Raw genomic sequence first — 20,111 nt, 5'->3', positions numbered from 1 at the left:
AATGGGGGAATGGAAATGATCTTTGGACTTGATATAGGTACAAGAACTCTTGTAGGGACATTGGCAGAATATGATGAAGAAGCTGAAAATATAATCATCAAACATTTTGCAGAAGTTGAACACGAAAATAGAGCTATGCTTGACGGACAAATTCATGATGTAAACAAGGTTGCAAAAGGGGTATCCAAAATAAAGAAAAAGCTGGAAGAAGAAAGTTCCATCAATCTTTCCGAAGTTGCCATCGCCATAGCTGGTAGATTTCTAATCTCTTCAATAGGTTCTTACAGCCTTGATATTTCAACTTATGGTTACTTAGACAATGAAACAATCAAAAAAATGGAACTTGAAGCCGTCAAAGCATCTACAGAAAAATTAAACTACTTACAAGAAATGTACTGTGTAGGATACTCCATACTTTACTACAGTCTTGATAATCAATGGATTAAACATCTAGAAGGGCAAAGAGGTGACAAAGCAAAAGTAAAAGTTTTAGCAGCTTATCTACCAAAAAATGTTGTAGAAGCAATGATGTCTGTGTTGGATAAAGTAGGATTAAAACCAATCCATGTTACATTGGAACCGATAGCTGCCACAAGTTTAGTTGTACCTGAGGACTTGAGAAACCTGAATGTTGCAATGGTAGATGTGGGAGCAGGTACAAGCGATATATCCATATCAAATAAAGGGGTAATAACAGGCTATGGAATGGTACCTTTAGCTGGAGACGAGATAACAGACACTATATCTCAACAACTTTTAGTGGATTTCAAAACCGCTGAAATGATTAAAAAACAATTATCTCAAAGCGATGAAATTACATACAACGATATTTTGGATAATCCTCAAGTTATTAGAAAAGAAGAAGTAATCGAAATAATCACACCTGTTATAGACAGCATAACAGATAAAATAGCTAAAGAAATATTGAATTTAAACGGGAAACCTCCTGTCGCTGTGATGGTAGTAGGTGGAGGGGGAAAAGTGCCGACTTTCACCGAAAAATTAGCCGACAAACTTGGACTTCCCAAAGAAAGGGTATCACTAAAAACTACCAAAAACTTGGAGAATATCATTTTTGAATCAAAAAGAATGGAAGGTAGTGAATACATAACCCCTTTAGGTATAGTAAATGTTGCACTGAAAAAACAGGGTAGTGTGTTCAATACAGTTAAAATAAATGGTAGAAATGTAAATATGTTAATCATAGGAAAAGACATGAACGTTTTACAGGCGTTACTACAATCAGGTTATTCTCTAGACAAATTGGTTGGATTACCCTCCCCAGCGATAGCTTTCGAACTGAACGGAAAATTACAGATAAAAAAGGGAAATATGGGTGAGAAGGCAAAAATTACGATAAACGGAGTATCTGCAGATATACACTCTCCCATCAAACCAGGAGACCACGTTGAAATAGAAGAACCCAAGAACGGAAAACCTGTCAATTTAAAAGTAAAAGACGTAATAGACCCCATTGAATTTTTCTTAAATGGAGAACCTAAAACCACTTATCCCGTTGTAATAAAAAACGATGAAAAAGTAGAAAACTTGGAAGAAGAGATCAAAGACGGAGATAAAATATTTACAACGCCTCCAAAAATAGAGGATGTATTTAAAAATTACAACGAGAAAATTTTCTTCACAATAAATAACCTTCCATATGAAGTCCCTGTGGGTACGATCATCATGAAAGACGAAGAAATCTTAGATAAAGATTATCAAATAAAAAATGGAGATCTTCTAAAAACAAAAGCCATAAAGCTTCCTAAGATAAAAGAATTCTTGGATATCGAAACCGAAAAGATGAAGGTATTTTTAAATGGGAAAGAGGTTCATTTAAACAAAGAAGAAATAATCGTATCCTATGACGGGAAAGTTGTGGATATAGAAGCAGAAGTGGCTAATGGAGCGAATTATTCGATAAAAAAAGTGAAAAAGGATGTTCAATTAATCGATGTATTTTCACATCTTTCCATAAACATTGAAGAAATACAATCTTATGAAATTTACTTAAACGACGAAAAAGTTGAAAGCTTTCTACAAAAGATCGAGCCAGGTGCGAATGTGAGGTTGTTAATTAATGATCAGAGGAATAGGAGTTGACATCGTAAAAGTCGAGAGGATCAACGAAAAAAACGTTCAAAAAATACTTTCTAAAAAAGAAAAAGAAGTATACGATACTTTTAAAGGGCAAAAAAGAAAAAAAGAATACGCAGCCGGTCGTTTTGCGGTGAAAGAATCATTAATTAAATGTTTCAAAAGGTTTATTCCTTTCTCGGAAATTACCGTCCTTAACAAACAAAGTGGAGAACCTTATTTAGCCGAAGAATCAGTGAAATATCTATTCGAAAAGTTTGGAGGCAACGGAACCATACACATATCTATAGCCCATGAAAGAGAGTATGCCGTAGCAACAGCAGTAGTAGTAATAGATGAAGAATAAGGGGGCACTGTAATTTGGACATACCAAAAAATATAAAAGAACACTACGAAAAGTTAAAATCAGAGATAGAAGAACATAACTATAGATACTATGTATTAGCTGACCCTATTATTTCCGATCAGGAATACGATAAGCTATTTAAAGAATTCGCAGAGCTCGAAAAAAAATATCCCGAATTGAAAACTTCCGATTCGCCTACTCAAAGGATCGGGGGGATCGTTGTTGAGGGGTTCAATAAAGTAAACCATTCCATACCGATGTTATCTTTAGATAACACCTACAACGAAGAAGAAATCTTAGATTTCCATAAAAGGGTTTTAAAGAACTTGAGTTTAAACCGTGTTGAGTACCTCTGTGAACTGAAGATAGATGGGGTATCGGTAGCTTTAAGGTACACTGATGGGCTATTAACTCAAGCCATAACCAGGGGAGATGGAACAATTGGAGAAGATATCACGCAAAACGTAAAAACCATCCCCTCCATTCCCTTAAAGTTGAGAAAAAATATTTCCGTTGAAGTACGTGGAGAAATATACATGCCAAAAAAGGAATTTGTAAGGATAAATTCTGAAAGGGAAGAAAAAGGGTTGCCTATTTTCGCAAATCCCAGAAATGCCACAGCAGGAACTCTAAAACTTTTGGATAGTAAAGAAGTGGCAAAAAGAAAGCTAAGCTCTTTTATGTATTACGTTATTTTCCCTCAAAATTACAATTTACAGACGCAAGAAGAAGCGATGAATTTTCTGAAAGAAGTTGGATTCAGAATCAATCCTAATTACAAAAAGGTTGAAGATATTGAACAAGTTATAGAATTTTGGAAAGAATGGAATCGAAGGAGAAAGGAATTAGAATACGAAGTAGATGGAATAGTAGTTAAAGTGAACAGTTTTGAATTACAGAGAATCCTTGGAGAAACCACTAGATCCCCACGATGGGCAATTGCCTTCAAATTTGAAGCCGAACAAAAAGAGACTAAGTTAAAAGCTATAAAGCTTCAAGTTGGAAGTACAGGGATAATAACCCCCGTTGCTGAATTTGTTCCTATACAACTCGAAGGAACAACGGTAAAAAGGGCAAGTTTGCACAACTTTGACTATATAGAAGAAAGAGATATAAGGGAAGGCGATTACGTACTAATTGAAAAAGCAGGTGGCATAATACCACAAGTTATAGGGCCCATTAAAGAAAAAAGAACTGGGGAAGAAAAAATAATCCAACCTCCTGAAAAATGTCCTGTATGTGGTGGAAAAGTTGGGAAAATAAAATCTTCTGAAGTGGCAATAAGATGTTTGAATCCCTCTTGTCCAGAAAAGCTTTTAAGAATGTTGGAAAATTTTGTTTCAAGAAACGCAATGAATATTCAAGGACTTGGACCGAAAATATTGAAAAGAATGGTTGATGCGGGCTTAGTTAAAGATATAGCAGATCTTTATTATTTAGACGAACAAAAAATTAGAAGCTTAGGAGAAGGTATAGGAGACAAAACAGTAGAAAATATATTGACTCAAATAGAGCAATCAAAAAATAGAGAATTATATAGATTAATTAATGCCCTTGGTATACCAAATGTGGGATTAAAAACAGCGAAAGATCTTGCAAAACATTTTAAAAATTTAGACAATTTAATAAATGCAAAATTCGATGATTTTGTTAAAATAGAAGGTATTGGTGAAGATATAGCAAATGCAATTCTTAAGTTTTTCTCACAGGAAGAAGTTAAAAAGATTGTTAAAAAACTAAAAGATGCTGGAGTCAACACGGGCAAAAAAGAAGAAGAAAAATCAGAAGGGCCTTTAAAAGGTTTAGTAATATGTCAAACCGGTGCACTGTCAAAAATGGCAAGGCAAGAATTCGCTGAATATGTTGAATCTAAAGGTGGCATTTTCTCTGAAAACGTGACGAAGAAAACGAATATCTTAGTCGTTGGAGAAAACCCTGGTTCTAAATTAGATAAAGCTCAAAGTTACGGAATTACTATAATGAGTGAAGAAGAGTTCTTTGATGAATATGGAGAAAGTTAGAAAAATAGGAACGTTTCATATATTAGTACTTATCTTCATTTTTTTTAATACGAAGGGCTTCTCTGAGATAACTACAAACGAAGTTTATCTACTATCTTCAATATATGAAGGAAAAGATTTCACAAACATAACACCTTACCCAATAAACTCAAACGATGAGTTTGAAGTTTATCCTGGCTTCTTTTACAAATCTTTTGATCCCCTGTGGTTGATTGGGGGGATATTTGAAACCAATTGGTCAGATTTGGAAAGAGGAGTATATTTATCTGACTCATTACCATATGTTACTGGGTTCATGGGTGGATACGATGCAGGAAGTATGAGAATTGTCTCAGGAATGTACTTTTTCGATCCTTACTTAACTGAAGAAGAGCTAGAAAGGCAAAAAGATACTTCTTTTGGTACCAATTTTGATACTAATTCCGACAGAGCTGGATTGGAAGATTTTGGGTATTCTGATCCTTCAAAGACCTTGTTTATACACAGATTAGAATTTAATCTTTTCGATAGAGTTAGGCTTTCTTTGAACGAATTGAATTTGATAGGCGGTAAATATCCTGACCTTTCTGATGCTAACCCTTTTGGTATAGCTCATAATAACTTAGGTGAAGGGTTCTCAAATAATATGTTGGGAGTAGATGTTTCTTTCATTCCTACCAAGGGGTGGCAAATATATGGACAATTCGCGATGGACGATTTTGTAGTACCCGATACTGAAGGGGGAGCAACATATTACAAACCAACCGCATTTGCTTGGGGATTAGGAACAAGATTAGTTGGAAAAACTTCGAAATATTACATATCTCCGAAAATAGAGTATTATAAAATTTACACTTGGATGTACAACCAATGGGCACCTTACTTAAAGTATACCGCCAAATACAATGAAGAAGATATTCCCATAGGCTTTGACTACGGAAACGATATGGAAGGTTACTTAATTGGATTGGATATCGCCAATGAAACCACCAGATACAAAATTATCTTCGAACACTACCTCAAAGGTGAAATAAACTTAGACACACCCTACGATGATGAGAGAAAAGAAGATGTGGAAGGTTGGCCTGGTCCCTACGGAGAAACAACGCCATTTATCAAAATATCTTTTTCAATTGAAGTAGGGTTTTAAAAACATATACTATCCGAAAAATTACGACACAGCCATAATAGATAACTTGACAATTACAATCGATTTTTTTAGGGGAAAAAAGAGGAAACTTTTGAGAAACAAGAATGGAGGCAATAAAATGGACATTGAAAAGATCAATAAAATAGTAAAAACTGATATTAAAGAAGGGCTAAGGCGAATTTATCCTGAAATCTTCGAAGATAATAAGATTAATTTTGAAAAGTTGAAATCATTATTAAGTGGTGAAATTATTGAAAAGGAAGATGATAGATTTTATTTTAATTGGGCTGGAAAAAGCAACCTGTATAAACTTATTCAATCTCCCGCCTATGGAACCTTAAAACCAGATAAGGAAAAATCTATAGATTTTGATAATAAAGAAAACATTGTAATTGTTGGAGAAAATTTAGAGACACTAAAACTTTTGCTTAAACCTTACTTTGGTAAAGTGAAAATGATTTATATTGATCCCCCTTATAACACTGGCAAGGATTTTATTTATCGTGATAATTTCAAGGAACCATTGAAGGATTACTTAGAGAAAACTGGACAGATTGATGGTAAAGGAAATAAACTTACAACAAATACAGAAGCAAGTGGAAGGTATCACTCTGACTGGCTTAATTTTATGTATCCAAGATTATTTTTAGCAAGAAACCTATTAAGAGATGATGGAGTTATTTTTATCTCAAAATACTTAGCTGCATAAGAAGGTTTTTTGTAATCGAACATCTTTTTAAATTCAAGCACCAATCCGTAGGCTTGAACTGTGTCAAGATGTTGTTCTTCCTTGAACCCCTTTCGGGGCGTTTCATTGAGTCTAACTTTATCTTTCTTAGTAAGGTTGTTAGGATTTTTTAATAGCAAGTATTTTGTCCTTTTGAGTATTTCATGGTACCCTTTATTCTCTCTGGCTCTCACTTTATCAAGTTGGTCACTTAATACATTAAGTACATGAAATTTGTCAAATATTATCTTTGCTTTTGGGAAATGTTTCTTTGCTCCAGCTTTGAAAGGTACCGACATATCCTTTGAAACGTAAAAGTCTAATATTCTCCACAACCTATTTTGGGTTGTATTATACTTTTTAGCTATCTCAGCAACCGTCATATGATTGTACAACTCGAGAATAAACACTTCAAACAACAAGGTGAATCCAGAGTTTTTTCGAGCCCAAGGAACCTCTACAGTCTTTGTCCCATCATCTGTTTTTATCCTAGCTACCCTCGCATGTATGTATGTTTCATATTGGAATAGGTTTAAGTGTTACTGGCTTCTTTGAACAGTATCGTATGCACTGTAATATTTACCGTTGTATTCGAACTTTGCACCTTTTTTGAAATCTACATATATGTTGATTGTATTTTCTTGTTGTTCTATCTTTTCTATGTACCATGGCTCTGTTATATTCAGTATCTGTTCAAAGAATTTGGGTAACTCTTTTCTCATCTGGCATCACTCCTTATCTGTTTTGTGTTTCCTTACATGATACCAGATTATTTAATCATTTGTTCATATTTCATTTTTTCTACCCACACTTTTTGGAAGAGAACCTTTTGATTTTCTTTATTTCCCTTGAGTAATCTTAATTTAACTCCAGCTTAATTACCCACTATTTTCGTGATAGAATCTTTTATTATTTTACTGCATACATATAATTTCCTTCCTCGGTGAAATATCCTTAGATCTAGATGATTCGCTGAAATTATGAATAAGTTTAGACAGTTAGTTACTCTGATTTTATGAGCCATAAACACCCTGAGTTGCATAAAGACTTTTGGAAAAACACACACTTTTTGCATCTGCTATCAATATGTTTCTCTATTAGTTTCTTATCATATTCATTAATATAATAATTCCTAATTTCATGTAAGCTTTTAAAATTCTTTAAATTCAATTCTGTATCCTTTTTGGTTCCAAAACACCGTATTACTTTCAAGTCAGGTAAAATATCAATAACAGGTTCACACACAGACTTATTGCAAATAACGTTAGTGGGTCTTCCGGAAAATTTGTCCATAAGCTCCTGCCTTTCAGAGTTTTCAAGAATACACGGAGGTGGAACATTGCAATCAAAAAAGGGTAGTATTCCATTGTTAAGTGCTTCGTGCACATATTTAAATATTATTTGCTTATATTTTTTATAATATTCAATACTACTTGATTCTATTCTTTTGTTAGGAACTGCTATCGACAGTCTGAGTTTGTTTAAACTATTGTCTTTCATAACTTTTAACCAATGATCAGAATATTTATCGTCATATATGGTTAACCCTATAGCTATTTTATTGCTCAACTTTCCTATGCTCCTTAATTTACATAGACCTTCTATAATTCTATCATACTTTCTTCCTATGTCTGAAGGTCTATTTAGGTTTAATAATATGCGCATTTTATTGTATTTAATTAACTCCACATAATTACCTAAATTAATCCCATTTGTGAATAAAATAAAAGATCTTACATCTTTGTTAAATTCTAAATAATTAACAAATTCTCTAAATAATGGGTGAATCGTCGGTTCACCACCTAAAATCCCTATTTGTTCTTTACCTCTTGCAATAAAATCAACGGCATATTTGAAATCAGTGAAAGTCATATATAATGGAGCAGAAATATTTTTTGCAAAACAATACTCACAGGATAAATTACAATTGTTGTTTATCATTATGTTAGCCATCTATTCTTATCTCTCTATCATAGTATTTCATCGAATCTGTTTTGTGAGTAACCATTACCACTGTCACTCCTAATGTTTTTAAAAACTCTAAGATTCTCTTGGCATTCTCTTCATCTAAGGCTGATGTTATCTCATCTAATATTAAAATATTGTATCCTTTTCCCAATGCTCTAATTATGCCTAATCTTTGTTTTTGGCCTCCAGATATTGTGTGCTCAAAGTTTGTCCCTAAATCTTTTTCCAGATTTTCAAATATTGTAGTATCAATTTTTTCTAATCCAAATCTTGTGAGTAATTCATTTTGTAATTTACTTAGCTCTTTCGAATTGTCTAGATTTAAGTTATAACTTAAATTATCGTTGAATATAAGATTTATTTGTGGAACATATCCAATGTTTTCTGAAAATTGTTCCGGTCTAAAATTTTTGTTGTATCGGATTTCCCCGCTACTTGGCTTATAAAGACCTAACAATAACTTTAAAAAAGTGGTTTTTCCTGAGCCGCTTTTCCCAGTTATTGCTACCCATTCTTTCTCTTTAATAGTTATGTCTGGATATTTAATAATCTTTCCATCGGGGTACTTAAATTCGAGATCTTTGGTTTCTAATAGATTAAAACCAATTCTTTCTCTTTTCTTATAATGATTCTCTCCATGTTCTTTATTGTATTCCATTATACGCACCAAAGAGACTTTTATATCTACATATTCATTCCAAATATTGGTCATTTCAAAAAACGGCCAATTAAAGGCTGAAGAAAAATACATAAAGCCAATAAAGCTTCCTAGATTTAAGTATCCTCCCCTAATCATAAATATTCCTACAACCATCCATAAAGTATTGAATAATAGTCCCATACCGATGCTTACAGATCTCATAGTACCGTTTAATTTGGCTCTCTCTATGGTAGTGTCATTGTATTGTTCAACACCATTTTCTAATTTCCTTTTTACGAAATCTTCGCTCCTATAGGATTTTATTATAAGCTGATTATTTTTTATAAAGGATGTGTATTTATTTAACAAATCTAGAGATTGCATAAATTTTTCGTTTTTTAAAACTATCTTCTTATTAAAATATCTTATAATAAGTATAGAAGATACTGATGTTAAAATGACTATTAATGTAAGTATCCAGGAATTATAAATTCCATATATTAAGGCTAATATAAAACCGATGGCTCCACTTATAAATGGAATATATACCCTAGATGGGAAATTTGAAACCCTGGGCGCATCTTGTGAGTAAAGGGATATATATTTTGAAATACCGTTGTATTCTATATCCTGTATATTTTCAAAAAATAATCTTTCTAATATTTTATTGCTTATCTCTTTTTCAACCATTATATCCATTTTCTTTCCTAAGTATTCTAGAAGTAATCTCATAAATAAGATCCCAACGAATAAAAAAGTGAAAAAACTAACATATTTAATAAATTCAATTTCTCTATAATTATCAGTTAGGTATTTATATGAATTAGCTATAAAAAAGTCTAGCCCTCCTGCTATAATGGCTATTATCCCAGTTGAAATTATCAAATACTTAATCGGTTTAACTATATTTTTTCTAATACTATTCATAATTCACCTCACATTTCTAAGGGGGCCTTTAAGATTATATTTCTAATAATTCTCCTTCTAATCCAAGGTTTAATTCATGGCTAATTATTAAAAAACTGATATCCTTAGTGTTTTTAATCAATTCTACTAAAGCCCTTTTGTTTTTCTGATCTATGGCCGAAAATGGCTCATCTAGTATTATAAAGCGTTTATTATTTAGTATGGCTCTTGCTATATTTATTCTTTGAGCTTCTCCTACTGAAACATTGTCTTCAGTTATAATCTCATAAATGCCGTTTTTTAGGCTATTTATTTTTTCCTTAAGATTTACCTTTTCTATAATCTTTTCAAGCTCTTCAGTTTCTATTTCCAAACCTAAACAGATATTATCTTTTACTGATAGCGGCATTAGTTCAGGAGTTTGGGGAACATATGAACAATAATTTAAAAGATTGTAATCCTTACCTGCTGCGGTGGATATATAGATTTCTCCACTATTTGGCTTATAAAGCCCCAATAATAGTTTTGCTAAGGTCGTCTTCCCCGAACCCGATTCTCCCCTTAAAAAGTATATTTTGTTTTTAGAGTCTATTTCTAAATTAATATCTTTTAGAATCTCTTCTTTGTTGTAGGAAAAGCTAACATCCTTTGCGATAAGTTTTAAATCAGTTTCTGGTTCCTTCTTTTCACTTGCTTGTATCTGATCTTTAATTTCATTTTTCCCTTTATTAATAAACCTTTTTATTCTATTTTCTGAAGCCAAGGCTGTCGATAGATCTTCATATATGTAGGGAATTTCTACCACCGACCAAAGTATCGAACCTACCAAGCCGTTCCAAAGCCCCACTACCGTTCCTATGGTTATATGCCCTTGCTTTGCAAGATAAAGTCCAAAAAGGAATATAAAAAATTCTAATGCAGCTATTAAATGCTTCGAAAATAGATTAATTATGCTTTGAAACCATGCAACTTTTTCTTCGTTCTGAAAATAACTTTCATATTTGAAATTGAAAGTTCCCTTCGTCTCTTCTAATAATTTCCATACTCTAAGTAGTGGTATATTATGATTGACATCGTTGAAATAGTGCTTTACTACTTCTTTTTTGTTCTTAGAAATAATCTTCTTATCCCTAACCTTTCTTGCTAAATAGCTATTTGTAATTTGATAAAAAAATACGAATAAAATTACCGTAATAGTAAGCACTGGTGAGTATATAAATCCGTAAATTAAGCCTGCAGTTATTGTCAAAAACTGTTTTACTAACGGTATAATAACAAAATTAATACTATTGGAATAATTATCTAAATCCTCATTGACAATCGTAGAAAATGTCCCAAAAGTTATTCTTTCTTGATCTCTTAAATTTAAATCTAATTGAGTGCCCATAATATCTTTTAGAGTTTTACTTCTCAGTCGCAATGTCAACTTCTTTGATTCAATTATCTGCCATCTGTATATAAAGATATAGAAAATGCATGAAAACAGTAGTAAGATTCCAATTAGGATTAAATTTTTAAACTCAACTTCCGTTGTTAAAGCCGTATCAATGGCTATTTGCACTAGAAATGATAATAATATATTGAAAAAAGCACAATAAATAATAGCCATAAATATTGGGATTATTATCTTTTTAGAATTTACTTTAAAAGTTTCTTTCATGATGTTAAAAGCACCAGATATCATATAACTCTCCTCCACTCCCCCCAGTTTCTTTTTCTTATTCAACCATTAGTTTTTTACCAAAGATATCTACGAATGTGAAACTCACTCCCCACCCTTCTAAAGATCTTAATTTTATTATATACTTTTTCATATGGTTTTCAACTGTTTTTTTAATTGGCTTCAAATATGCATTGATAAAGTATTACAGAGATCGATCAAAAAATACCTATGTTAAAATCAAACTCGATAATTTTTGTTATCTTTAAATTACTTATATTCTCTTTTTCTTTTTTTATCTGTATTATGGTACAATTGTGTTTGAATGGTTTCAATCTATTTTTAGAAAATTTCTAGGTTGAATTAAAGTAAACGAATATTCCGTTATTATAACGCTATGTAAATATTTCATGAGGTCAGGGAGGTTCTTCGAATGAATCTTCGATCTTTGGTTGAAATTGTGAATAAAGGACAGTTCATAAGGCCAATTTTGAATTATGTTATTCATTACTTAGAAAGTGATAGACCAGATAAAAATAAAAGCATTGTCAATTACATAAACGTTTTGAAATTAAAATGGGATGTTAAATACGATGAAGCCCTTGAGATAATAGATGAAGAGTTACAAAAGTTAAAAAAAGGTGGTTTGTATTGTCTAATTTTAGTTGAAAAGATAGGTATTTTGGTCAATCTTTCTAGAAATGAAGAAATTAAAGAAGTATTCAATCAATTGAAGGAAGAATTCGAAAAACTTCCTAAGTATTTAAGAGGAATAGTCGTTGAGAAGTTAAAGAATGTCCGTGAATTAAATTTTGATGAAAAAGATTTGCAAACTATTAGAATTTGGAGTGAAACTTATGAAAATTCTCCTGCCACCAAAGGCTTCATATTACTATCAAAAGCAAGAGGGAAAAAGAACGAAGAGCAATACGAAGAAGCAGTTTGTTTGAATGTTGAAGCATTTAAGGTTTTAAAAACTATTCCACATCCTTCTGGGATGGTGCAAGCTTTAAACAATTCATCTTGGTGGTTGAAAGATGCAAACAAAGAAAAGGCTTTAGCTTTTACTTTTCCATTAGGATTCTACCTTGGTTACTATTTCCATGATGATAACTTTGATGTTTTCAATTCCCTCGATACTATGTTTCAAGTACAGAAGAATAACAAAGATCCTTTGGTTCATGAGACCGCCTTTATTTTCTCACGCTTAGTTTCATCGTTGACTGGTGATAAGAAAAAAATAATATGGAATGAGTTTAGATATACAATTCATGATGTCAGACGTTTTGTTTTGAATATTAGAAATGAAAATTATCTAAACACAAAAACGTTAAGGGCTTTCATAAGGAAAGAGATAGGAAAAGAAAAGATACCTATAGACTCAATGAACGTTTCTGAAAGAACGTTGAAAGAGTTTTTATCTGCAAAGACAAAGTACATTCAACCAAGTACCTTGAGAAACATACTAGAAGCTCTTGAGTTTGAAATAGATACATCCACACCTATATGCATAATCAAAGAATTGAAAAAGAATGATATAGATAAGAAGTTTGAGATAAACCTTGAAAAGTTTAAAAATCTTCCAAAAGAAAGGCAAATATCAGAACTCTTTACCTCTTACCTCGTTCATTACTACAAAGAAGAGATTGATCTAAAAAAGATAATTAAAGAGATACAAGATGACAGTTTAATTGAACAAAGATGTGATTACTACACTAAAGAGTTAATAAACTCTATCTTTGAAAGAAATCAAAAGATAGATTTTAATTCTTTACTAACAAACGTTCAAAAACCAAAAATCCACACAAACAAAAATATAACCTTCAACGAACATCCTTTTTATTTGGGGAGGAAAGAAGTTGTAAAAAAGTTTATGAAAGACTTAAATAAAAAGAATTTAAAAGAGTTCATAGAAAATTACATTAGTCTTGATGCAGGACAAAAAAAGACGATAGAAAAGTTCATAATGAATTACGGTAGGTACTACGACTTAAAAGATATACCAAAAGAATTCACACCGAAAGTACCAAAAGAGATTAATCCATTCGTGAAAAAATACACGTTGAAAAGAAAGCCTTCTGCTATTTCTTTTTATGTTTTTGAAGGGGATGAAAGAGAAGAGTTGGTGGAAATTAGCAATAATTTATACTCCTGACTTTGACAGTTGAGAGATGATTTTTTAGTAAACTAAACGGAAGAAAGCGGTGCAAGAAGCACCGCTCAATATTGTTAGAAAAACAATCTACCCATCTCGTATAATTCTCGACTTATCTCTTTATTCTTCAAAATTTCGTCCGTAAAGGGTTTTTCCACAACATCAAAACCATCCAGACCTAAAGCCACGTTAGATTTTCCTTTTTTAACAGCATCTATAGCTGTTACACCGAATTTAAAAGCCAAGTATCTATCAAAAGATGAAGGAGTTCCTCCTCTTTGTAAATAATCCAAATCGACCGTTCTGCATTCAACATTTTGCAAATTAGCTTTTATATACTCTGTGACTAATTCTGCTGGTTTCATGTATTGACGAACTTTGGGATCACCTATTATATTTTGAACCTCTTCGGGGAGTTTGACCTTTTCTTCTACAACGACTATGGAAAATCGTCTACCTGCAGAATATCTCTTTTTAATATTTTCAATCATATCTTTAGGGTCTAATTCGAACTCTGGTACTATTATATAATCTGCACCACCTGCCATTCCACCAATTGTGGCCAACCATCCTGCTTCGTCTCCTCCGGTTTCCACAACTATTACCCTATGACCTGCACTGGCAGTGGAATGAAGTTTATCTAATGCATCTGTGACGATCTGTAATGCAGTTAGAAAGCCAACACTAAGATCCGTCCAGTATAGATCGTTATCAACAGTGGCAGGTATTATTATCGAAGGTATGCCTTCATTTGCCAATTTTAAAGCAATATTTGCTCCGGTATGGCCTGTTAACAATATCAGACTAGTTATTTGATATCTTTCAAAGTTATTTTTTAACTTTTTCAAATCGTCTGGATTAGCAGTAGGATCATATTTTGAAGAACCTAAAATTATTCCACCTTCAGGCAATTTACCTGAAACATGTTCTTTGGCAAGGATAGTTAATTTATCCTCAACGAGGCCAAGAAAACCATCGTAGACACCAACAACTTCGACATTCTCTTCAGCGCCTTTTACGATGAGTGCCCTGATTACGGCATTTAAGCCTGGACAGTCTCCGCCAACATTTAAAACAGCAACTCTTTTCATTATTATATGCACCTCCAAATTTTAATTTAATTATACTAACTTTAGGAACTCTAAAACCTTGTGTTAGCGCCCCTTTGCCCCGCTACCACCCATAAGGAAAAATAGTATTCACACCAACCATTTTAACCAAGAGTTTCACTCAAAAATTCTAATTAAAATAGGAATAATCACTATAGAAACTATAGACATAAGTTTTATTAAAATATTAATGGAAGGTCCTGCCGTATCTTTTAAAGGATCCCCCACGGTATCTCCTACAACAGAAGCCTTATGAGCCAAAGACCCTTTTCCCCCGTATTTTCCGGTTTCTATTAACTTCTTAGCGTTATCCCAGGCGCCTCCAGAGTTAGCCATGAATATCGCTAACATAACTCCTGAGCCTGTTGTTCCTGCTAACATTCCTGCGACAGCTTGCTTGCCTAATAAGAAGTAAACAATCATTGGGGCTATAACAGCGACTAAAGAAGGAAGTATCATATATTTTAGAGCGCCATTGGTAGCAATCTTTACACACTTACCGTAGTCTGGATCAGCTTTTCCTTCCATTAATCCCACAATTTCTTTAAACTGCCTTCTTACTTCTTCCACCATAAGGTTTGCAGCGTTACCAACTGCTTTCATTACCATAGACGAAAACAGAAAGGGAAGCATTGCACCGATTAACAAGGCGGTAAATACATTCGCATCATTCAAATCAACGATTGAGATATTTGTTACCTGCAAATAAGAGGCGAACAAAGCCAAAGCCGTTAAAGCAGCGGATCCTATTGCAAAACCTTTCCCCATAGCAGCAGTTGTATTCCCAACAGCGTCCAACTTGTCCGTTCTTTCTCGAACGTAAGGTTCTAAATGAGCCATTTCAGCAATTCCACCGGCATTATCGGCGATAGGGCCATATGCATCGATGGATAAACTCATACCGAGTGTTGAAAGCATTCCAACAGCTGCGATCGCTATTCCAAAAAGTCCGTATAAGTAGAATGAAAGTATAATAGCTGTTCCTATTAAAAGAATAGGAAAAAGCGTTGATTCCATTCCTAGAGCAAGACCATTGATAATCAAAGGAGCCGAACCTGAAGGAGCGCTTTTTGCAAGCTCTGTTACCGGCTTTTTTGCAGTGTAATATTCTGTAACGACCCCTATAAGAATTCCAACCACCATACCCATAATAACAATTAAACCTGAATAAAAGTTCCCGAAAACTATCTTCGATAAGAAAAAAACAACTATAGCTTGAAGAAATGATGTCAGATATGTACCAAAGTGAAGGGCCTTTTCGGGTTCAACTTCCTTTGTCTTTTTGATGTAATAATTAACAAAAATAATACCAAAAATTGATAATATCAAACCTGATGAAGCTACAAAAAATGGGAAAAGAGCTCCCTTAAATGAAAAAGCGATGCTTCCCAACACTGAAGCAGAAAAGATCGAGCCTACGTAAGATTCGTACAGATCGGCGCCCATACCTGCAACATCCCCCACATTATCTCCCACATTGTCAGCAATGACCGCTGGGTTTCTTGGATCATCTTCTGGAATATTTGCTTCAACCTTACCAACCAGGTCAGCCCCCACGTCGGCGGCTTTGGTGAAAATTCCTCCTCCCACTCTTGCAAAAAGCGCTACAAAAGATGCACCCATAGCATAGCCACTCATTAACTCAGTATTACCATTTCCAAGGAAGAATATACCTCCCAATCCCATTAATCCTAAAGAGGTAACAATCATTCCCATAACCGCGCCACCATTAAAAGATACAGTCAAAGCATCGTTTAAGTTGCTAATCGCTGCATTGGTTGTTCTGGCATTGGCTCTGGTAGCGATTGACATCCCTAGAAAACCTGATAAAACCGAAAATGCCGATCCTAAAATGAAAGACAAAGCCATTTGATAAGAACTTACAAGCCACAAAAAACCCGCGAATAAAAATATTACAACGAAAAGGATTCTATATTCTGAAAATAAAAAAGATCGAGCGCCAACTTGAATTATTTTTGAAAGTTTTTGCATTCTTTCATTTCCGGGGGATTTTTCTAAAATGTTGAAAACCAAAAAAACCGTAAAAATTAATCCAATCAACCCACAGATAACCGATATAACCTGAGAAATAAATCCCATAATTCTCCTCCTTGTGAAATCTGGTATTATGCTGTTTTTGAAAACTCTGAAACTATATGGATGGCGCCCTGTAACTGTTTTAAAATCAAAATCTTATTTTTGAAATTTTTTTGTTTCTGAAGCCTCTAAAATCATATAACTTATGGAAAAGACCTTGTTTAGTTTTTTAGATTATACCATAAAAAAACTTGACATTTTAAAGTTTTTACTATATAATGTTCGTGCAAATCAAGTGCAAAAACAAACCGTTTGCATTTATGCTTTTAGGGGTTTAGAATTATTCATCTTTATCTTGAAGAGGTGAACTTACTATGAGAAACACAAAAGCTCGCAGAGACATTTTAGGTATTTTAGAAGAGTACGATTATCCACTCAACGCCGAACAGATTTATGAAAAGCTCAACGAAGATTACGATAAATCCACAATTTACAGAAACTTGAAAAATTATGAAGAAAATGGAGACATTAGATCCATAGTTTTTTCTGACAAAATCAAATATTTTTTTAAGGGGAAAGGACATTTTCATTTCATATACTGCACAAAATGTAAGAAGTTTGAAAGATTTGACCTATGTTACTCTGAGCAGATGAGTAAGTATATAAAAGAAAGATTAGACTTCGAAGTTTTGACTCACACCCTTTATTTTGAAGGAATATGTAAGGAATGTCAGAAAATTACTAAAGACGGTCAATATGGTCATTTCAATTAGTATAAAATCGTTCAAAATATTATTAAATATAAAAAAGCAGGTGAGAGAAGGCATGAAGAAAACAATCTTAACAACCATTGTTTTGTTAGCTTCATTTTTAGTATTCGCTATAAATGTTTCAACTTCAATATTACCCTATTACTATGTAAGTAAAGAAATAATACAAGAAAAAGGTCAAGTGAATCTTGTCGTTCCTCCAGGAAAGAGTCCACACACATACTCGCCAACACCAAAAGAACTAGTGCCTTTGTACGAATCAGATATTTTAATTACAAATGGTTTAGCTTTAGAGATTTTTATCTCTAATCTAACTATGAATCTGGAAAAACAGGGTGTAAAAATAATTCAAGTTTCCGATTTCATTCCACTTGAAGAACTTATAAGTATAGATGAAACTCATGAAGATCATGAGCATGAAGAGTTTGAATATAACCCCCATATTTGGTTAGATCCATATATTATGTATACTTACATCGTTCCAGGTTTGACAGAGGTTTTTGGAGAATTAGACTCTGAAAATAAAGATTACTACGCTCAAAACGCTGAAAGATATATAAACAGATTGATTTTACTTGACAACTACCTTGCTGAAAAAGCCAAAGTCATCGATGGCTCAATATTTACTCTTCATAATTCCTATGATTATTTCGCAAGAAGGTATGGTATAAAAATCGTTGGTGTAATTCAAATCTCCCCGGGGGTGGACCCCACTCCAAAGCAATTAGTTGAATTAACTAACGTTGCTAAAGAGAGAAACGTAAAAGCTATTTTCAATGAACCTCAACTCAGTGACAAGACTGTGAGAACCATAGCTAAAAACTTGAACTTAAATGTAGGTGTTTTGGATCCTTTGGGGAGTTCAGAAAGAGTATTCGATTTAGAATCTCTATACGTAGACAATTTGTTTGAAATCATTCGGGTGGTGAATTATGGTTACTGACCCTTTAATATCTGTTAGAGATTTAAATTACACCACCGAAAACAACAATATACTGATCAATATATCTTTTGATATATATAGGGGGGACTTTGTAGGGATAATTGGACCTAACGGAGCCGGAAAATCAACCTTAATAAAAACTCTAATCAGAGAAATCGAAGATTATACAGGAGAAATAAAGATAAATGGAAAAATTGGGTATGTTCCACAATCGGAAGAAAGAGAAAGAGATTTTCCTATCAAGGTATATGAAGTTGCTTTAATGGGTTTATACAGTGAAGTTGGTCCGTTTAAGAGGTTTAAAGAAGAACATTATGAAAAAGTGAGAGAAACTCTCAAACTTTTACAAATTGACCATTTATACAACAGGCTAGTGGGAAAATTATCCGGAGGAGAGTATAGAAGGTTGATGATGGCAAGGGCTTTAGTTTCCGATCCTGATATATTAATACTGGACGAACCTGAAGCCAATATTGACAAAGAAGGGCAAAGTATACTGTACGAAACTCTTAGAAATCTCAAGCAAGATAAAAATATGAGTATAATGTTAATAAGTCACGATTTGAACATGATTTTCAAAGAAACAAATAAAATTATGTGCATGAACAAAACACTTCACTGTCACAAAAACACTGCTGATCTTGATATCAATGATTTGCGAACTTTATACTCTAAAGACTTTGAATTGTTTATTCACGTCAATGAAAAGATGAAGGTGGTTAGCAATAAAGATGATTGACATTCTAAGTTACCCTTTTATGAGATACGCCTTAATTGGTGCTATTCTTTCGGGTTTTGGTAGTGCGTTGCTATCAAATTTCATAGTCCTAAAAAAAATGGAGTTTATTGGAGATGGAGCGGCCCATGTGGCGTTTGGTGCCATCGCTTTCGCTCTTTTCTTTGGATTGAATATGAATTTATTGTCTATAATAGTTGCCATTATATTTGCAATAGCTATAAACCAGTTGGGCAAAAAAGAAGGGGTACAAGAAAATAGTGTGATAGGAATGCTCTTATCGCTTTCTATGGCTATAGGGGTAATTTTACTTTCATTCAAAAAAGGATACGTCCCTGAAATAGACAGTTTTCTATTTGGGGACGTATTAATGATAACTCAACAAGATTTGATTTTATTGGGAATTTTTGACTTATTTATTCTTTTTATGGTTATTCTCTTAAACAAGGAACTTAAATATTACTCATTCAACCAAAGATTAAGTAAAATATTTGGAGTACCTACAAACGTAATAAATTTAGTGTTTTTAATGATTACATCCGTTACAATAGTTGTTTCCGTTAAAATAATAGGGATCATACTGATAACTTCTCTACTTATAACACCTGGTGTTATAGCAAAGCTTTATGCAAAAAGTATAAACCAAATGCTGATAATATCTGTAATAGTTGGTGTTTTTTCATCTGTTCTGGGTATTTTTTTATCTTACTACTTAAACGTTCCATCAGGCCCAATGATAGTTCTAACACTTTTTATGATATTTCTAATTTCATATCTTTTAAGAAAAACGGTTCTTAAGTCTTTTACTTAGTAGGCATTTTTTGATTTTTTCTTTCAACTAGTTATTGTTTCATTTTAGATGCTTAT

Annotated in this window: 17 protein-coding genes; 10 read left to right on the top strand and 7 right to left on the bottom strand. The window is 33.1% G+C overall.

Annotated elements, in window-relative coordinates; genetic code table 11:
* The first annotated feature begins 15 nt into the window (after positions 1-15).
* The 5 genes from pilM (at position 16) to X929_RS04165 (ending at position 6,302) form a co-directional block, all read left to right on the top strand.
* Positions 16-2,103 carry a pilus assembly protein PilM gene (pilM, locus tag X929_RS04185; protein ID WP_103066789.1) on the top strand — a complete coding sequence of 696 codons (2,088 nt, stop codon included), beginning with the start codon at positions 16-18 and terminating at the stop codon, positions 2,101-2,103.
* A complete protein-coding gene (gene acpS / locus X929_RS04180) occupies positions 2,081-2,443 on the top strand; it encodes a holo-ACP synthase (protein WP_103066788.1) in 363 nt (120 codons plus the stop codon). The genes pilM and acpS overlap by 23 nt, the downstream gene beginning before the upstream one ends.
* Before the next feature lie 14 nt (positions 2,444-2,457).
* Positions 2,458-4,464, top strand: a complete 2,007-nt coding sequence (gene ligA / locus X929_RS04175) for an NAD-dependent DNA ligase LigA (RefSeq protein WP_103066787.1) — start codon at positions 2,458-2,460, stop codon at positions 4,462-4,464.
* Positions 4,445-5,593, top strand: coding sequence for a hypothetical protein (locus X929_RS04170; RefSeq protein ID WP_103066786.1), 1,149 nt, complete (start codon positions 4,445-4,447; stop codon positions 5,591-5,593). Before ligA ends, X929_RS04170 begins: the two co-directional genes overlap by 20 nt.
* A 118-nt stretch (positions 5,594-5,711) precedes the next feature.
* Positions 5,712-6,302: a DNA methyltransferase gene (locus X929_RS04165; protein ID WP_103066785.1), complete on the top strand. Its 591-nt coding sequence runs from the start codon at positions 5,712-5,714 to the stop codon at positions 6,300-6,302.
* Here the strand turns inward: X929_RS04165 and X929_RS04160 are convergent.
* The 5 genes from X929_RS04160 to X929_RS04140 form a co-directional block, all read right to left on the bottom strand.
* Complete coding sequence (locus tag X929_RS04160; RefSeq protein ID WP_281255427.1) at positions 6,200-6,808, bottom strand: transposase; 609 nt, start codon at positions 6,806-6,808, stop codon at positions 6,200-6,202. The two genes, X929_RS04165 and X929_RS04160, sit on opposite strands and share 103 nt — an antisense overlap.
* Before the next feature lie 51 nt (positions 6,809-6,859).
* Positions 6,860-7,042, bottom strand: coding sequence for a hypothetical protein (locus X929_RS04155; protein ID WP_103066783.1), 183 nt, complete (start codon positions 7,040-7,042; stop codon positions 6,860-6,862).
* A gap of 280 nt (positions 7,043-7,322) precedes the next feature.
* Positions 7,323-8,273 (bottom strand): radical SAM protein, encoded by a 951-nt coding sequence (locus X929_RS04150; RefSeq protein ID WP_103066782.1) that lies wholly within the window; start codon positions 8,271-8,273, stop codon positions 7,323-7,325.
* Complete coding sequence (locus X929_RS04145) at positions 8,266-9,855, bottom strand: ATP-binding cassette domain-containing protein (RefSeq protein ID WP_103066781.1); 1,590 nt, start codon at positions 9,853-9,855, stop codon at positions 8,266-8,268. The genes X929_RS04150 and X929_RS04145 overlap by 8 nt, the downstream gene beginning before the upstream one ends.
* Before the next feature lie 34 nt (positions 9,856-9,889).
* A complete protein-coding gene (locus X929_RS04140) occupies positions 9,890-11,518 on the bottom strand; it encodes an ATP-binding cassette domain-containing protein (protein WP_103066780.1) in 1,629 nt (542 codons plus the stop codon).
* 409 nt (positions 11,519-11,927) lie between these two features.
* On the opposite strand from X929_RS04140, the gene X929_RS04135 reads away from it, so the two are divergent.
* Positions 11,928-13,649, top strand: coding sequence for a hypothetical protein (locus tag X929_RS04135; protein ID WP_103066779.1), 1,722 nt, complete (start codon positions 11,928-11,930; stop codon positions 13,647-13,649).
* A 74-nt stretch (positions 13,650-13,723) separates the two neighbouring features.
* Here the strand turns inward: X929_RS04135 and X929_RS04130 are convergent, their stop codons facing one another.
* Positions 13,724-14,740 carry a 6-phosphofructokinase gene (locus X929_RS04130; RefSeq protein ID WP_103066778.1) on the bottom strand — a complete coding sequence of 339 codons (1,017 nt, stop codon included), beginning with the start codon at positions 14,738-14,740 and terminating at the stop codon, positions 13,724-13,726.
* Between the two features lie 135 nt (positions 14,741-14,875).
* Positions 14,876-16,858, bottom strand: coding sequence for a sodium-translocating pyrophosphatase (locus X929_RS04125; RefSeq protein ID WP_103066777.1), 1,983 nt, complete (start codon positions 16,856-16,858; stop codon positions 14,876-14,878).
* A gap of 311 nt (positions 16,859-17,169) precedes the next feature.
* Between X929_RS04125 and X929_RS04120 the strand changes: the two genes are divergently transcribed.
* Genes X929_RS04120 through X929_RS04105 form a run of 4 tightly spaced genes read left to right on the top strand, consistent with a single transcriptional unit; the run spans position 17,170 to position 20,055 of the window.
* Complete coding sequence (locus tag X929_RS04120) at positions 17,170-17,568, top strand: Fur family transcriptional regulator (protein ID WP_103066776.1); 399 nt, start codon at positions 17,170-17,172, stop codon at positions 17,566-17,568.
* 52 nt (positions 17,569-17,620) lie between these two features.
* Entirely contained in the window at positions 17,621-18,508 is an 888-nt protein-coding gene (locus X929_RS04115) for a metal ABC transporter substrate-binding protein (RefSeq protein WP_169924957.1), read from the top strand.
* Entirely contained in the window at positions 18,498-19,247 is a 750-nt protein-coding gene (locus tag X929_RS04110; RefSeq protein ID WP_103066774.1) for a metal ABC transporter ATP-binding protein, read from the top strand. Before X929_RS04115 ends, X929_RS04110 begins: the two co-directional genes overlap by 11 nt.
* Positions 19,240-20,055, top strand: coding sequence for a metal ABC transporter permease (locus X929_RS04105; protein WP_103066773.1), 816 nt, complete (start codon positions 19,240-19,242; stop codon positions 20,053-20,055). Before X929_RS04110 ends, X929_RS04105 begins: the two co-directional genes overlap by 8 nt.
* Positions 20,056-20,111 lie beyond the last annotated feature (56 nt).

The organism is Petrotoga olearia DSM 13574 (genome assembly GCF_002895525.1).
Classification (GTDB): domain Bacteria; phylum Thermotogota; class Thermotogae; order Petrotogales; family Petrotogaceae; genus Petrotoga; species Petrotoga olearia.
Note: the sequence above shows the minus strand (reverse complement) of the source record. Positions and strands in the feature narration are given on the sequence as shown.

What these genes read in the sequence shown, in the direction of transcription:
- X929_RS04130 (WP_103066778.1), bottom strand. Translation starts at nt 14,740, where the DNA reads ATGAAAAGAGTTGCTGTTTTAAATGTTGGCGGAGACTGTCCAGGCTTA.
- X929_RS04125 (WP_103066777.1), bottom strand. Translation starts at nt 16,858, where the DNA reads ATGGGATTTATTTCTCAGGTTATATCGGTTATCTGTGGGTTGATTGGA.
- X929_RS04105 (WP_103066773.1), top strand. Translation starts at nt 19,240, where the DNA reads ATGATTGACATTCTAAGTTACCCTTTTATGAGATACGCCTTAATTGGT.
- X929_RS04135 (WP_103066779.1), top strand. Translation starts at nt 11,928, where the DNA reads ATGAATCTTCGATCTTTGGTTGAAATTGTGAATAAAGGACAGTTCATA.
- acpS (WP_103066788.1), top strand. Translation starts at nt 2,081, where the DNA reads ATGATCAGAGGAATAGGAGTTGACATCGTAAAAGTCGAGAGGATCAAC.
- X929_RS04115 (WP_169924957.1), top strand. Translation starts at nt 17,621, where the DNA reads ATGAAGAAAACAATCTTAACAACCATTGTTTTGTTAGCTTCATTTTTA.
- X929_RS04170 (WP_103066786.1), top strand. Translation starts at nt 4,445, where the DNA reads ATGAATATGGAGAAAGTTAGAAAAATAGGAACGTTTCATATATTAGTA.
- X929_RS04140 (WP_103066780.1), bottom strand. Translation starts at nt 11,518, where the DNA reads ATGATATCTGGTGCTTTTAACATCATGAAAGAAACTTTTAAAGTAAAT.
- X929_RS04165 (WP_103066785.1), top strand. Translation starts at nt 5,712, where the DNA reads ATGGACATTGAAAAGATCAATAAAATAGTAAAAACTGATATTAAAGAA.
- X929_RS04155 (WP_103066783.1), bottom strand. Translation starts at nt 7,042, where the DNA reads ATGAGAAAAGAGTTACCCAAATTCTTTGAACAGATACTGAATATAACA.
- X929_RS04120 (WP_103066776.1), top strand. Translation starts at nt 17,170, where the DNA reads ATGAGAAACACAAAAGCTCGCAGAGACATTTTAGGTATTTTAGAAGAG.
- X929_RS04150 (WP_103066782.1), bottom strand. Translation starts at nt 8,273, where the DNA reads ATGGCTAACATAATGATAAACAACAATTGTAATTTATCCTGTGAGTAT.
- X929_RS04145 (WP_103066781.1), bottom strand. Translation starts at nt 9,855, where the DNA reads ATGAATAGTATTAGAAAAAATATAGTTAAACCGATTAAGTATTTGATA.
- pilM (WP_103066789.1), top strand. Translation starts at nt 16, where the DNA reads ATGATCTTTGGACTTGATATAGGTACAAGAACTCTTGTAGGGACATTG.
- X929_RS04110 (WP_103066774.1), top strand. Translation starts at nt 18,498, where the DNA reads ATGGTTACTGACCCTTTAATATCTGTTAGAGATTTAAATTACACCACC.